14 protein-coding genes are annotated in these 14751 nt (G+C 58.4%); 6 read left to right on the forward strand and 8 right to left on the reverse strand.

The window, feature by feature from the left end:
* Nucleotides 1–116 precede the first annotated feature (116 nt).
* On the forward strand, nucleotides 117–1088 hold the full coding sequence (locus tag MRK42_RS03840) for a response regulator (protein WP_042070153.1): 972 nt from the start codon (nucleotides 117–119) through the stop codon (nucleotides 1086–1088).
* 73 nt (nucleotides 1089–1161) lie between these two features.
* On the opposite strand, the gene MRK42_RS03845 is transcribed toward MRK42_RS03840, so the two are convergent.
* From MRK42_RS03845 to MRK42_RS03865, 5 genes are all read right to left on the reverse strand, one after another.
* Complete coding sequence (locus tag MRK42_RS03845) at nucleotides 1162–2559, reverse strand: peptide MFS transporter (protein WP_042028771.1); 1398 nt, start codon at nucleotides 2557–2559, stop codon at nucleotides 1162–1164.
* 213 nt (nucleotides 2560–2772) lie between these two features.
* Nucleotides 2773–3684 (reverse strand): UTP--glucose-1-phosphate uridylyltransferase GalU, encoded by a 912-nt coding sequence (gene galU / locus MRK42_RS03850; protein WP_026455884.1) that lies wholly within the window; start codon nucleotides 3682–3684, stop codon nucleotides 2773–2775.
* Between the two features lie 95 nt (nucleotides 3685–3779).
* Nucleotides 3780–4100, reverse strand: coding sequence for a ComEA family DNA-binding protein (locus MRK42_RS03855; RefSeq protein WP_026455883.1), 321 nt, complete (start codon nucleotides 4098–4100; stop codon nucleotides 3780–3782).
* A 374-nt stretch (nucleotides 4101–4474) separates the two neighbouring features.
* The gene (pta, locus tag MRK42_RS03860) at nucleotides 4475–6646 is read right to left on the reverse strand and encodes a phosphate acetyltransferase (RefSeq protein ID WP_338611771.1); all 2172 of its coding nucleotides are present in this window, start codon (nucleotides 6644–6646) and stop codon (nucleotides 4475–4477) included.
* 52 nt (nucleotides 6647–6698) lie between these two features.
* Nucleotides 6699–7901: an acetate kinase gene (locus MRK42_RS03865; protein ID WP_026455881.1), complete on the reverse strand. Its 1203-nt coding sequence runs from the start codon at nucleotides 7899–7901 to the stop codon at nucleotides 6699–6701.
* Nucleotides 7902–8206: 305 nt separating this feature from the next.
* Between MRK42_RS03865 and yfbV the strand changes: the two genes are divergently transcribed.
* Nucleotides 8207–8647, forward strand: a complete 441-nt coding sequence (gene yfbV / locus MRK42_RS03870; protein ID WP_026455880.1) for a terminus macrodomain insulation protein YfbV — start codon at nucleotides 8207–8209, stop codon at nucleotides 8645–8647.
* A gap of 61 nt (nucleotides 8648–8708) precedes the next feature.
* Here yfbV and MRK42_RS03875 read toward each other — a convergent pair whose 3' ends face one another.
* From MRK42_RS03875 to MRK42_RS03885, 3 genes are all read right to left on the reverse strand, one after another.
* Nucleotides 8709–9209 (reverse strand): YfbU family protein, encoded by a 501-nt coding sequence (locus tag MRK42_RS03875; protein WP_042028775.1) that lies wholly within the window; start codon nucleotides 9207–9209, stop codon nucleotides 8709–8711.
* A gap of 156 nt (nucleotides 9210–9365) precedes the next feature.
* Entirely contained in the window at nucleotides 9366–9830 is a 465-nt protein-coding gene (gene bcp / locus MRK42_RS03880; RefSeq protein ID WP_042070149.1) for a thioredoxin-dependent thiol peroxidase, read from the reverse strand.
* Between the two features lie 23 nt (nucleotides 9831–9853).
* Nucleotides 9854–10387 (reverse strand): ACT domain-containing protein, encoded by a 534-nt coding sequence (locus MRK42_RS03885; RefSeq protein ID WP_026455877.1) that lies wholly within the window; start codon nucleotides 10385–10387, stop codon nucleotides 9854–9856.
* A gap of 203 nt (nucleotides 10388–10590) precedes the next feature.
* Between MRK42_RS03885 and dapA the strand changes: the two genes are divergently transcribed.
* The 4 genes from dapA (at nucleotide 10591) to MRK42_RS03905 (ending at nucleotide 14692) form a co-directional block, all read left to right on the forward strand.
* Complete coding sequence (gene dapA, locus MRK42_RS03890; RefSeq protein WP_042070147.1) at nucleotides 10591–11478, forward strand: 4-hydroxy-tetrahydrodipicolinate synthase; 888 nt, start codon at nucleotides 10591–10593, stop codon at nucleotides 11476–11478.
* Nucleotides 11471–12595 (forward strand): outer membrane protein assembly factor BamC, encoded by a 1125-nt coding sequence (gene bamC, locus MRK42_RS03895; RefSeq protein WP_042028779.1) that lies wholly within the window; start codon nucleotides 11471–11473, stop codon nucleotides 12593–12595. Before dapA ends, bamC begins: the two co-directional genes overlap by 8 nt.
* Nucleotides 12596–12737: 142 nt before the next feature.
* On the forward strand, nucleotides 12738–13841 hold the full coding sequence (locus tag MRK42_RS03900) for a phosphoribosylaminoimidazolesuccinocarboxamide synthase (protein WP_338611772.1): 1104 nt from the start codon (nucleotides 12738–12740) through the stop codon (nucleotides 13839–13841).
* Nucleotides 13842–14044: 203 nt separating this feature from the next.
* Nucleotides 14045–14692, forward strand: a complete 648-nt coding sequence (locus MRK42_RS03905) for a DUF2057 domain-containing protein (protein WP_338611773.1) — start codon at nucleotides 14045–14047, stop codon at nucleotides 14690–14692.
* Nucleotides 14693–14751: the final 59 nt, after the last annotated feature.

A 14751-nucleotide genomic window follows, 5' to 3' on the forward strand; every position in this document is an offset into this window, starting at 1 on the left:
TTGTGAGCAAGCTCGGGATTTGCGACCGTTTCTGACGAACTCGCTTCGGCGTTTTTGCCGATTTGGTCTAGTCTTATTGAGTAAATAACAGATTGACTAATAAGGATTTTATAACAATGTCAACAGCCGGGCTAAGGATCCTGGTGGTGGAGGACGAAGCCGTTTTTCGCCACTCGCTTGTGAGCTATCTGATGGGGGATGGGGCGACCGTTTTCCAGGCCGAGGATGGTATCGAAGGGCTGTCGGCTGCAGCGCTTTATCATCCCGATGTGGTGCTCTGTGATCTGAACATGCCGAATATGGATGGCCATGAGGTGATCGCCTGCCTCTCGGCTCGCAGCCCGGATATTCCGGTGATCGTGATCTCGGCCCAGAGCACCATGGAGGCGGTAGCTGCAGCCCTGCGTGCCGGTGCCCGGGATTACCTGATCAAGCCGCTCGACAATTATGTCCAGCTCGAGCGCAGTATTTCCGAGTGTCTGCACGGCGGTGTCGCACGCAGTCCACAGCTGGAACTGATGGATCATGTCGACTACTTTCGGGCTCACGACAGGGCGGCGACCCGCCTGCTGGCGGGTCTCAAGTCGCCGGGTGTGCAGGAGTGGGGCCCTTGGCAGGTAACATTCAAGGGGAGGGGAGCGCTGTTTCTCTCCGATACCTTCAAGGTGGCTGACAAGCTGCTGATGCTGATCATTGAATTGCCGGTGGCGGGAGCGGATGCGGCGTTTTGCGGCGCCCTGGTGCGTTCTTTGATGAACGTACCTTACCGCCAGTTTCAGCGCGAGGAGAGCCAGTTGCTGGAGCAGCCACACAGGCTGCTCGACTACCTCAATCACCAGCTGATGGAGTCCGGCCTGCGCCACTCGCTGGCCATGGCGGCCCTGCTCTTTGATCAGGAAGATGGTCTGGTCTTTGCCAATGCCGGGTTGACCTCCCCTCACTGGTTGATGCGAGCCGGCGGTTTGCCCCTGGGGCTGATGCGCAGCAGTCGCTATGCCTTGCACAGGCGCAGCTGGCATGAACCGTTCGAGCTGCAATTTCGCAACGAGAGTGGCTGCTCACTCCAGGTGCAGGTTCATCATCACTGAGTGAAAGCGAGCTTGCTCCAATAAAAGAGGGCGTCCCGTGGGACGCCCTCTTTACTTGCGTGATGCCAGCCTGTCAGGCAGTGGCAGATTGCAGTTTCTCGTCGCTTGTGTGCGGCTCTTTGGCCGGACCTTCGGCGCCATGCATCCAGTAGACCAGGCGGTTGGCCATGGCCAGCAGGATCAGGGCACTGATGATGGCAGCAAGCGCGATACCACCGAAGATGGCCAAGGGGCCGGACTCGCCAATAAAGGAACCGATAAGGCCGGCTGCGTAGTTGGCAACCGCGATGAAGCCAAGCCAGGCACCCATCATCAGGGAGGCCAGGCGCAGCGGAGCCAGCTTGGTCACCATGGAGAGGCCGATCGGAGAGAGGCAGAGTTCGCCCAGGGTGTGGAACAGGTAGGCTCCCACCAGCCAGAACATGGAGGTCTTGACGCTCTGATCACCGCCCTGCTCCAACACGGCACCCACCATGAACAGGAAGCCGATGGCCAGGAACAACAGACCCATGGCGAACTTGACCGGCGAGTTCGGCTCTTTTTTGCCGAGCTTGACCCAGATGGCAGCAACGATCGGTGCCAGGGTGATGATGAAGAAGGGGTTCAGGGACTGGAACCAGGCGGTCGGCACTTCGAAGCCACCGATCATCCGGTCAGTGTACTCCTGGGTGTAGAGGTTCATCAGACCACCGGCCTGCTCGAAGCCAGCCCAGAAGATGATGGTGAACAGGCCCAGCACCAGGATAACCTTGATGCGATCCACTTCCTGCTTGGTCAGCGGGGCCTTCTGTCCCTTGTCGCGCAGGGCGGCTGCGCGCTTGGCGGCAGGGATGCGGCCGATATCACCGAGGAAGCGTTGGGCCAGGGTTGCCTGCAACACCAGGGAGATCAGCATGCCGATACCGGCGCCGACGAAGGCAGCTTGCCAGCCATAGGCTGTGGCAGCGGCACCGCAGATCACGCCGGTCAGCAGGGAGCCCAGATTGATCCCCATGTAGAAGATGGTGAAGGCACCATCACGGCGGTGATCGCCCTCTTCATAGAGGTCGCCCACCATGGTGGAGATGTTCGGCTTGAACAGGCCGTTACCGATGATCAGCAGAGCCAGACCGGCGTAGAAGACGGTTACCACCTGATCCGGGAACATGCTGTGCGGCAGTGCCAGCGTGAATTGGCCGAGCGCCATCAGGACGGCGCCGATCAGAATGGCGCGGCGTTGCCCCAGGAAGGTGTCAGCCAGCCAGCCACCGATGAGCGGAGTGATATAAACCAGACCGGTATAGATACCGTAGAGCTTGAGGGCATCTGCCTGATTCCAGCCCAGACCACCGTTGGCAGTCAGGTCGGTCAGATAGAGTACCAGTACGGCACGCATGCCGTAGTAGGAGAATCTCTCCCACAGTTCGGTACTAAAGAGCAAAAAAAGCCCTTTAGGGTGACCTAAAAAGGTCCCTTTTGACGGGTTATTCATTGGAACTTCCACCTGTGTCTTATATTTTTTTAAGTTTTTTATGCAAGGGCGAGAAACACGCCTTAATCCTTATAGAACATGCGTAGATAAATTACAACATTATGATTTGATAGGGTTTTATTTATCAAAGATTGAGAAAGTGTTGCTGAAATGAAAAAGGAGCATCGTTTGATGCTCCTTTAATTTGTCTGTAGATAAGAGATTTATCAGCGATTACAACTGCTTGACGAACTGCTTCAGCCAGCCGATGAACTCGCCGTTAAGTTCGTGATGGCGTACGGCATATTCCACATTCGCCTTCATATAGCCCAATTTGCTGCCGCAATCGTGGCTCTTGCCCTTCATGAAGTAGGCGTTGACCTGCTCGCGCTCCATCAGCATGGCGATGGCGTCGGTCAGCTGGATCTCGTCGCCGGCACCGGCCGGGGTTTTTTCCAGCAGCGGCCAGATGTTGGCAGAGAGTACATAACGGCCGACCACGGCCAGGTTGGAAGGGGCCTCGTCACGGGGCGGTTTCTCGACGATGGCCTGCATCGGCAGTGACATGCCAGCACTCAGCTCTTCACCCTTGATATCGGCGATGCCGTATTTGTCCACCTCGCTCTCTGGAACCGCTTCCACCATGATCTGGCTGATCTGGTTTTCTTCGAACATGTGTACCATCTCGGCCAGGTTGTCCTGTTTCGGGTCGCTGGCGGCCTCGTCGATCAGCACGTCCGGTAGCAGCACGGCGAAGGGGTTGTCTCCGATGAGCGGGTGGGCGCAGAGCACCGCATGGCCCAGGCCTTTGGCCTCGCCCTGGCGCACGTGCATGATGGTGACGTCCTTGGGACAGATCTGTTGCACCTCTTCCAGCAGTTGACGCTTGACCCGCTTCTCGAGAGTTGCCTCCAGTTCGAAGCTCTTGTCGAAGTGGTTTTCGATGGAATTCTTGCTGGAGTGGGTGACCAGCACAATCTCCTTGATACCGGCCGCGATCGCCTCGCGTACCACGTACTGGATCAAGGGCTTGTCGACCACCGGCAGCATCTCTTTCGGGATGGCCTTGGTAGCAGGCAGCATGCGGGTGCCCAGACCGGCTACCGGCAGCACGGCCTTGCGAACAACAAGAGGTGTCTTTTTCATGGAGAGGTGTCCAGGAGGAATAAAGTGGGGCCATGATACCCGAAGAAAAATGGGGCAGCCATAAGCCGCCCCATCTGTAGCTTTTTCATCGGACGTTATTTGACCATCATCATATCCCTGTTGGCTTCCAGCGTGGCCGGGCCGATCCCCGTGACATCTGCCAATTGATCTACAGAGGTAAATTTCCCCTGTTTCTCACGATATTCGAGGATGGCCTGAGCCTTCTTCTCGCCAATACCCTTGAGGGTAGTGAGCTCGGCCAGGGTGGCCGTATTGAGGTTGAGTTTGCCACTCTCCTTGGCGGCGGTTGTGGTAGTGGTTTGCTTGGTCTGCGTCTGTTCGGCTGCCAGCGAGGGTTGGCTGAACAGGGGCAGGGTTGAGAGCAACATCACGGCGGCGAACTTGTGTATCTGCATTTTGCTTCTTCCTTCAATGACTGTTTGCATCAGCATATTGATAGATAGCGCAGCAGCAGAATGCGTCACTGTGATAAATGACAGCGGAGTTATCCGGCACTCTTTTTGAAGATTTGCTATAAGCGTTCTGGAAGTTACCTGATATTGATTTAACTGACTAATTCCAATCTGTTTTTACTGAGGTTTTTGAATCTGAGTTGTTGGGATTCATATTGATCTCAAGTGCGTATTCATGAGACAGCTGATACGGGGTTTCACTGGTGGAAATAAGCGTTGTTGGTATCTTTCACTGGTTGTCAAAAGAGAACCAATAAAAAAGGCTGCTCACCTTGGGTGAGCAGCCTTAATGATCTGTTTTTTCAGAGGGCGGACGATTACTCGGCCTGGGCTGCCTGAATACCGGTCAGGGCGATGGTGTAGACGATGTCGTCAACCAGGGCGCCGCGGGACAGGTCGTTGACCGGCTTGCGCATGCCTTGCAGCATGGGGCCGATGGAGACCAGGTCAGCGGAGCGCTGTACCGCCTTGTAGGTGGTGTTGCCGGTGTTCAGATCCGGGAACACGAACACGGTGGCCTTGCCGGCAACCGGGGAGTTCGGCGCCTTGGACTTGGCCACGTTCTCCATGATGGCCGCGTCGTACTGCAGCGGGCCGTCGATGATGAGGTCGGGGCGCTTGGCCTTGGCCAGCTCGGTCGCCTCGCGCACCTTCTCTACGTCCGCGCCGGCGCCGGAGGTGCCGGTGGAGTAGGAGATCATGGCCACGCGCGGCTCGATGCCGAAAGCGGCAGCGGAGTCGGCGGACTGGATGGCGATCTCGGCCAGCTGCTCGGCAGTGGGATCCGGGTTGATCGCGCAGTCACCGTAGACCAGCACCTGATCCGGCAGCAGCATGAAGAAGATGGAGGAGATCAGGGAAGAGCCCGGGGCGGTCTTGATGATCTGCATCGGCGGACGGATGGTGTTGGCAGTGGTGTGCACCGCGCCGGATACCAGACCGTCGACCTCGTTGCGCTCCAGCATCATGGTACCCAGTACCACGTTGTCTTCCAGCTGTTCGCGGGCAACCACTTCGGTCATGCCCTTGTTCTTGCGCAGCTCGACCAGGCGGGCCACATAACGCTCGCGCACCGCGGCGGCATCGATGATTTCGACGCGGTCGGTCAGCACTACGCCCTGCTGTTCGGCGACACGACGGATCTCTTCCGGGTTACCCAGCAGTACCGGGCGGGCGATGCCACGCTCGGCACAGATGGCGGCAGCCTTGATGGTACGCGGCTCTTCCCCTTCCGGCAGCACGACGCGCTTGTTGGCCTGACGGGCCAGCTCGGTCAGCTGATAACGGAAAGCCGGCGGGCTCAGGCGACGGGAACGGGTGGAGCTGACGGTCAGAGACTCGATCCAGTGCTTGTCGATGTGGCCGGCCACGTAGTCTTGTACCAGCTCGATACGCTCGCGGTCATCTTCCGGAATATCGACGTTGAAGTTCTGCAGGCTGACGGCGGTCTGCCAGGTGTTGGTACCGGTGATCATGATCGGCAGGCCGGTGGCCATGGCCTGTTGGCACAGGGCCATCACCTGGGGTTCCGGATGGTAGTTACCGGTCAGCAGCAGGGCACCCAGCTTGACGCCGTTCATGGCGGAGAGGCAGGCGGAGACGATGACGTCGGAGCGGTCGCCGGAGGTCACCAGCAGGCTGCCCGGGCGGAAGTGCTCGATCATGTTGTGGATGGAGCGGGCGCAGAAGGTCACGGTCTGCAGACGACGGCTGTCCAGCTCGCCCTGGTGCAGGATCTTGGCGGCCAGGTGCTTGGCGAGATCCTTGGCGCGCGGGGCGATCAGCTGGGTATTCCAGGGGATGCAGCCCAGGATGCGCAGCGGGCTCTTGCCAAAGACCTGCAGCACTTCCAGGTTGTGGCCGGTGTCGGCGCCATGGTGGTGGGCTTCGAACATCTCGGTCAGGTCGGGACGGGTTACACCGTGCTCGTCAACCGGGGCGCCGACTTTGTTGATGACGCAGCCCACGATGCGCGGGTTATTGACACCACCGAAGTTAGAGCAGGCCAACTCGATGCGCTCTTTGAGCTTCTGGCTGGAATCGTGGCCCGGGTGGGTGACGAACACCATGTCGGCGTCCAGCGCTTTGGCCACGTCGTAGTTCAGCTTGTTGGCAAACGGCTGCTTGTCGGTCGGCACCATGCCTTCGACCACCAGCACTTCGGCCCCGCTCGCTTTCACGTGCTCTTCGAAGCGGGCCACGATCTCTTCCAGCAGGATGTCGGTGTTGCTGGTGGTGATCATGTTCTCGGCGTAGGAGAGGGCGAACGGCTCGGGCGGATTGATGTTGGCAGCGGCGCGGATAACGGCGGTAGAACGCTCAGGACCGGTTTCACCCGGACGCGGCTGGGCAACCGGTTTGAAGAAGCTGACATTGACACCGTGACGTTCCATGGCGCGAACCACGCCAAGACTCACGGACGTTACGCCGACACCAGTGCCGACCGGGATAAGCATAATAGTGCGTGCCACTTTATACCCCTTGTTCATTTTTTGGGATCAGGAAAAGGCCGCCCGAGGGCGGCCTTGCTTTACAGCGAAATTAGGCGCCGACCAGTTCCAGCGCATCGTGGGCGATGACCCACTCTTCGTTGGTCGGGATAACCAGAGCCTTGGTGGAGCCAGCCTTGGTGATCTCGCCACCCTTGCCGAAACGGGCGGCCAGGTTGGCGTCGTGGTCGACGTCAAAGCCCAGCAGGCCCAGTTTGCCCAGAGTGATTTCACGGATCGGGGCGGAGTTCTCACCGATACCACCGGTGAAGACCACTGCGTCCAGACGACCGTCCATGGCGGCGGCGTAGGCACCGATGTACTTGGCAAGACGGTAGCAGTAGACGTCCATGGCGCGCTTGGCTTCTTCCTTGCTGTCGTAGTTGTCTTCAACGAAACGGCAGTCGGAGGTCACTTCGGTCAAGCCCAGCAGGCCGGATTCCTTAGTTAGCATGGTGTTGATCTGCTCAACGCTCATGCCCAGCTTGTCGTGCAGGAAGAAGATGATGGCCGGGTCCAGATCGCCGGAGCGGGTACCCATCACCAGGCCTTCCAGCGGGGTCAGACCCATGGAGGTGTCGACAGACTTGCCGTTCTTGATGGCGCAGACGGAGCCGCCGTTGCCCAGGTGGCAGTTGATGATGTTCAGCTCTTCCACCGGCTTGTTCAGCTGCTTGGCAGCTTCCAGGCTGATGTAGTAGTGGCTGGTGCCGTGGGCACCGTAGCGACGAATGCCGTTCTCTTTGTAGAGCTTGTACGGCAGGGCGTACAGGAAGGCCTCTTCCGGCATGGTCTGGTGGAAGGCTGTGTCGAACACGGCGACGTTCTTGTCGGCCAGGGCCGGGAACACGCGACGGGCTTCACGAATACCGATCAGGTGAGCCGGGTTGTGCAGCGGTGCGTACGGTACGGCGGCTTCGATGCCGGCGATCACGTCGTCGCAGATCACGACGGAGGAGGTGAAGCGCTCGCCACCGTGAACTACACGGTGACCGATGGCGATCAGGTTCTTGGCCAGTTCCGGATTGAGCGGCAGGATCTTGTTGACGATGAAGTCCAGCGCTTCCTGGTGAGCAGCCCCGGCGCCCAGATCGGCATTGCCTTTCTCGCCGTTCAGTTTCCACTTGATGCGTGCATCGTCGAGGTTGAAGCATTCGGCCAGGCCGGACAGCAGGTCATCACCGGTGGTTGCGTCAATGACGGCGAACTTCAGGGAAGAGCTGCCACAGTTAAGAACAAGAACCAGCTTACTCATGAATAAATCCTATCGCAGATTGGGTTGTGTAGGCGGATGGTGTTGGGCGCAGGGCGTCCAAAAACTTTCAACTTATCCTTATGAGGGTTGGCAATCTGTTGCTTGCCCCTTGTATAGTGATACAAGACCCGGAGTCCAGACGTCCCTGACAGGCCAACAGCAAGATGCGGTTGACGCAAAAATGGGCGTACAAAGGATAACCCGATTGTTGAAAAATAACAAAGTCATCCTCAACCTTTGTTACTTTGCATCAAAAAATGTCGAGGTTTTGCCGTCAGTGCGTTCAAAAAGCGCTCGGAGGTTGTATGAGCATGAACATTTTTGGAACTAAGTTACAGCAAGGCCACCATTATATGACGCTTTGGCCCCGTCGTCCCGAGCTCAATTCGATGTTTCCGGAAAATCGGGTGATCAAGGCCACCGAGTTTGCCCTCAAGATCATCCCCGCACTGGCAGTACTCAGCGTCATGCTGCAGTTCCAGTTTGGCGAGCAGCACTACTGGCCTTCCGTTATCACTTCCGTCCTGTTTCTGTTCAGCCTGCCATTGCAGGGTTTCTACTGGCTCGGCAAACGCGCCGATACTCGTCTGCCCCCCTCGCTGGCCAGCTGGTATCGCGAGATCAACGGCAAAATGAATGAGCAGGGCGGGCGTCGCCAGCTGGTTGCACAACCCCGTTATGAAGAGCTGGCCGATACCCTCAAGGCCGCCTTCCAGCAGTTGGATAAATCCTTCCTCTACGAATAATGCACCGCAAGCAAAACAAAGGCGCCATGGGCGCCTTTGTTTTTGTTGGGCATATCGACCATCAGGCCGCCAGCACCTTGCGGATCTCCTGGATGGAGAGCTTGTACTGGCGCGGGCACTGGCGCCACTCCACCAGCATGCGCTGGTATTTGCCGCGCATGGCGATGTCGCTGGAGAGCTCGTCGCACGGGCACTTGAGCTCGGGGAAGCGCTTGTCCACCTCCAGCAGGAAGCAGACATAGTCCGCCAGCTCACGCTCCTGGCTGCGGCTGTAGCCGTTGAATTCCAGCCGGCTGGCCGCGATCTCGGCCTGTTCGGCAGCCTCCAGGTTGCCCCAGGAGATGGCCAGCGCGTGATGCAGTTCCAGGGTGTCGATCACCTCCTGGCAGGTGGCCTGATCCAGGTGGCCGAAGTGCTTTTCCAGCTCGAGGAGTTGCAGGCAGTAGCCGCGCTCAATGATGGTGCTGGCCCGCTGATAGAAGGCCGCCTTTTCCGGATTGAGCTTGGCCAGGATTTCGTACTGGTTGCTCAGGATCAAACGCTCTGCATTACTGATGTTCATGGGATATCTCACTGGAAGATGACACTGGGGTCACGTTAACCCATATCTAGAATGAATTTTTTGATCTGGCGAGGCAGTTGGTGAGAAAAGCGGTGCTAAATGCCGGGGCGGCCGAGAGCACTGAGGCCTGCGGTTGCAGGCCCCGAAGTGGGGGAATTACCCCTTGAGGAATGCCAGTACCACCTGATGGTGAGCGCTGGTCTTGAACTTGGTGAAGTGATGGGCAACCTTGCCCTCTTCATCGATGAGGAAGCTCTGGCGATGGATGCCGTCATACTCCTTGCCCATGAACTTCTTCGGACCCCAGACGCCGAAGGCGTCAGCCACGGCATGCTCTTCGTCCGCCAGCAGGGTGAAGTTGAGCTGATCGCGCTCTTCAAATTTCTTCAACCGTTTGGCGCTGTCCGGGCTGATGCCGAGCACGACCACATTGAGAGCCGCCAGCTCGGCGTTGACGTCGCGCAGGCTGCAAGCCTGGGTGGTACAGCCCGGGGTCATCGCCTTGGGATAGAAATAGATCAGCACCTTCTTGCCGCGCAGATCGGCCAGGCGAACCGGGTTGCCATTCTGGTCCGGCAGGGTGAAATCGGGGGCGGTGCTACCTGCTTGTAAGGGTTGCATGGGATCTCCTCGAATAAACGCCCTCAGGCGTGTTTGCGATTGACGATAAACTCGAACGACTCGGCACCCAGTTCGCGACAGAATTCGGCGAAGGCCGCCTGGGAGCCTTCCGGTTCTCCCTGCTTGGCCAGATTGAGTTGGAAACTCGCTTTGAGCAAGTTGAATGGCTGCTGTTCCAGGGTCATGGTCTGCATCGCCTGGATATCCCAGCCGTGGTCGCTGAAAAACTGGGTGCACTGGCTGACGATACCATGCTCGTCACGGATCAGGATCTCGGCGTTGGCCCCGACATCGTACTGCAGTGACTGATGACGTTCGGTGCGTTTCATCATGGTAATGAGGTCCCACTCCTGACTGCGCAGGGGCAGGCTTATCTCGAGCTGCATCAGGCTGTTCCAGTCACCGGACAGCAGCATGATAAAGGTGAATTCATTGCCGAAGATGCCAAGGCGGCTATCCACTATGTTGCAACCACAGCCACTGACGTGGCGGGTGACCTCATTGACGATGCCGGGCCTGTCCGTGCCGATGGCCGTTACGACCAGGTAGTGAGTCATAAATCTTCTCTCATCCGTTATATGTTGCGAAAGCGCCGCAGGGCCACCGATGCGCTGGTCAAATGACGCTTCCCTGACAGGCGGTGCCGGCTTTCGTTCATGGCGTTTGGAACCGGATGGTAACACGGCTCGCCCCCTCTCTCCCTTGTTTTTCAAAGGGGGCAGCTTTACCATTACGCCCCTGAAAATCGGGAGAATTATCCATGTTACGCGGTAGTATTGTTGCGCTCGTTACCCCCATGCTGACTTCGGGTGAAGTTGACTGGGCCAGCCTGGCCAGATTGGTCGACTATCATGTCAGCGCAGGCACCAGCGCAATCGTGGCAGTTGGCACGACAGGGGAGTCGGTGACCCTGAGCGAACAGGAACACATCGCCGTTGTTGAAAAAACCGTTGAATACGCCGCAGGTCGCATCCCGGTTATTGCCGGTTGTGGCTCCAACAATACCGCCCATGCCATCGAGTTGGCCAAACGGCTGGCCAAAACCGGCGTGGTGGCGGGCCTCTCGGTGACACCTTACTACAACAAGCCCACTCAAGAGGGTCTCTATCGCCACTATTGTGCGATCGCCGAGGCTAGTGGTCTGCCCCAAATTCTTTATAATGTGCCCGGTCGCACCTGTTGTGATCTCAAGCCGGAGACTGTTGCCCGTCTGGCCAAGGTGCCCGGCATCATAGGTTTGAAAGAGGCGACTGGCGATTTGAGCCGCACCCCGCTGTTGCGTGAACTGTGTGGCCCGGATTTTGCGCTTTACAGTGGCGACGATGCCACTGGTTGTGATTTTATGCTGCAAGGTGGCGATGGCGTCATTTCAGTCACCACCAACATTGCAGCGGCCCGGATGGCCGACATGTGTCGTGCTGCGCTGGCCGGTGATGCCGGTCTGGCTCATGACATCGACAATCTCTTGATGCCGTTGCACAAGACTCTGTTCTGCGAACCGAGTCCGACCCCGGTGAAATGGGCCTGCGCCCGACTGGGACTGATTGCAACGGCCACCTTGCGTCTGCCGCTGGTTGACCTCACTGCCGAGGGCGAACAGGCGATGGCGCAAGCACTGACCACTGCGGAGTTGATGGCGAGTGTTTAAATCAAATGGAAAGGGAAATAGAGCCCGTCTGGTGCTGAGTGTCGCGACCGTTGCCGTGCTGGCGGGGTGCAGTACCCCCCAGGATCGCAAGATGGCCAACCGTGGTTTCGAATATGAAGATGCCCGTCTTGAGGGCCGTGCTTTCTTGATCCCCGCCGGATTGAGCGCCCCCACCTTCAACAGCCAGTTCGATATCCCGCCGCTTCCCGAAAGCAGCCGTGAAGGTGCCCTCGGTGCCAAAGTTGACGTACGTCCCCCTGCCCAGCTGCTGACCGTGGTACCGGGCAGCCAGGTAGTGCCCAATGCCAGCGAACCCACCATCGCCTACTATGCCCTGAGCTCTGGCCAGAGCGTGGAGCGCGATACCTGGTCGTTCCTGATGAACTTCCTGGCCAAGTACAAAGTCTCCACCGAGAAGCTGGATCAGCAGGCCGGCGTGTTGCAGACCGGCTGGTTTGACAACACAGTCGCCCTCGATGGCTGGGCTGAAGATGACGAAGACTTCAAAATCCGTCAGCGCTACCAGTTCACGGTTCGCAACGATGAGCAGCGCCATGCCGTCAACATGTCGGTACGGGTGCTGGATCACGAAGAAACCATCGACGGTGAGACCAGCAACCGGATGAGCGAGGCCGAGGCCCAGCGCTATGCCGCACGGGTGCTGAACCAGTTCTCCCTCTACTACGACAGCCAGCTCAAGGCTCGCGAACAGCACAAGGCCAGCGATGGCATGGGGCTTGAGCTGGGTCTGGACAACAACGAACTGGCTGCCTGGGTCGCCAACGGTTCCTTTGAACAGGTATGGCGCCGTCTCAATCAGGTACTGCCGAAGTACGGTTTCATCATCAAGGATACCCAGCAGTCGCTGGGCTGGATCGATGTCGAGTATGAAGAGCCGGGTGCCGAGTTCTGGCAGGCCAAGGGTAGCGAACCGTTCAAGCTGGACGAGGAAAAGTACCGCTTCCAGCTGGGCGAGATGGCCGGGGGCAAGACCTCCATCACCCTGTTCGACAAGGACAAGAAGCCGGTGTCGTCCGGTGTCATCTCCCAGATGTATATCAGCCTGTCCGAGGCCTTTGCCAAGGGCTTGGCCGACCAGGCTGCAAAAGCAGAATAACAACAGGGGCCTCGTGCCCCTGTTTTGTTAGGTTGATCCCCCTGTCAATACAGGGGTTGAAGCGCTTGATATGTTAATCCCCGGAAGCAGGAGCCCGGCGCTCTTGTTTCATTACACCCACAAACAGGAAGTGTTATTAGCCATGAGTCTTGCAGATCAAGTATTGGCGGTGAACGACGATTTGCCGATCCGCACCAATAAACCTGTCCATTCCGGCAAAGTGCGCAGCGTCTACTGGTTGACCCCGGCAGACAGTGCCCGACTCATCCAGGAAAAAGGCTACGATGTGCCCGCCGATGCGCCCCTCGCCCTCATGGTGATCAGCGATCGCATCTCGGCTTTCGACTGCATCTGGCAAGGTGTGGACGGGCTGAACGGCGTGCCGGGCAAGGGGGCTGCGCTCAATGCCATCTCCAGCCACTGGTTCAAGTTGTTCAAGGAGAAGGGACTGGCTGACAGCCACATCCTAGATATTCCCCATCCGTTCGTCTGGATCGTGCAAAAAGCCCGCCCCGTGCTGATCGAGGCGATCGCCCGTCAGTACATCACAGGCTCCATGTGGCGTGCCTACCAGGATGGTGAGCGCGAATTCTGCGGCATCACCCTGCCGGAAGGGCTCGAGAAGGATCAGAAGCTGCCGGAAATTCTCATCACCCCTTCCACCAAAGGCATACTGAAAGGCCTGGATGGCGTGCCGGAAGCGGACGACGTCAACGTCTCCCGTGCCGACATCGAGCGCCACTACCAGGCTTTCGGCTTCCGCTCTCCGGCTGACATTGATCGCTACGAAGTGCTGCTCAAAGAGGGCTTCAACGTGATCAGCGACGCCCTGGCCGAGCTGGATCAGGTCTTCGTCGACACCAAGTTCGAGTTTGGCTATGTCCAGGATGCCGCTGGCAACGAGAAACTGATCTACATGGACGAAGTAGGGACCCCCGACAGCTCCCGTATCTGGGATGGCCCCGCCCTGCGCGACGGCCAGATCGTCGAGAAGTCAAAAGAGGGTTTCCGCCAGTGGCTGCTCAACCACTTCCCGGATCCGGACATCCTGCTCAACAAGAACCGCATGCCGGAACGCTTCGCCCTGGCTCGTGACAACAAGCTGCCGACCGAGGTGATGATGGATATTTCCCACACCTACGTGGGGATTGCCGAGAAGGTCATCGGCCGCCCGCTGGTGCGCGCCGCCAATCCGAAACAGGAGATCATTGATGTCCTGCGCGATCAGTACGGTCTGATCGACTGAGGTTCTTGCTCTTTTTTTGTCGCCAGCAAACAAACGTTTGCTGGTGGCGAAATGAAGCATCGATATGACAAGCCGGCGGGCCCCAGAGCGGGGCCCGTTTTTATTGCCGTGATGACAAGCTACTACCTGCCAGCCCGGTTATTTTTTTGTCATCTTCCCTTGTTACCCTTCGCCCATCGTAGGGATAAGGAAGATGAAAGAAGATGAGTGGTTATCAAAGTTGGCGTAATTTGGCGCTGCTGTGTGCGGCAATGGGGACGGGGACAGTACAGGCCGCGGTTGAGGTGACGGTACCCGAGGATTTCCGGATCCTGGCGGTGAGCGAGGGTCGGCTGCACGACGAGCAGCACGCCACCCTGGCCGATGGAGAACAGCAACTGCTGGTGCGTTTCGAAGGGGTGATCCCCAGTCGAAACAGCAGCGAGAACGATCGCCAGATCCGCTCCGAGCCGCAGGTCCTGCGCTATCGGGCCGACAACCAGTCCTTGCAACTGAGCGCCAAGGTGCCGGACAAAGAGCAGGGGATGGAGGCCTATGCCAGGGAGCCCGTCATCGCGCTGCAGGCCGGTGGGCAGCCGCTGCAGATAGCGCTGGATGCGCTGGTGACCCGTGGCATGCTGATCGGCATGGACTGGAACGCCAGACTCGCAGAGTACAACCGTAGTGGTGGCAAGGCGGCGCTGCGTGTTGCTGCGCCCGGTGGTGCTGTTGTTGCCCCCGGTGGAGCGACAGCCGCGAGCGCGCCAGTGCTCCCGCAGAGCGAGCTTGAAGGGCAATTGCAACAGCTGTTCCTGCAGGCCGACCCGGTCCTTCGCAAGCGCTTCATCGGCTGGGCCGTGCCTCAGCTTTAAGTTTGCCCCCCGTTGCAGTAACGTGAGGGGCTTGCGGCGTGCCTTGCGCCCCTCCTTAT

The sequence above is a fragment of the Aeromonas sp. 19NY04SH05-1 genome (assembly GCF_040581895.1).
GTDB classification, from domain to species: Bacteria; Pseudomonadota; Gammaproteobacteria; order Enterobacterales; family Aeromonadaceae; genus Aeromonas; species Aeromonas enteropelogenes.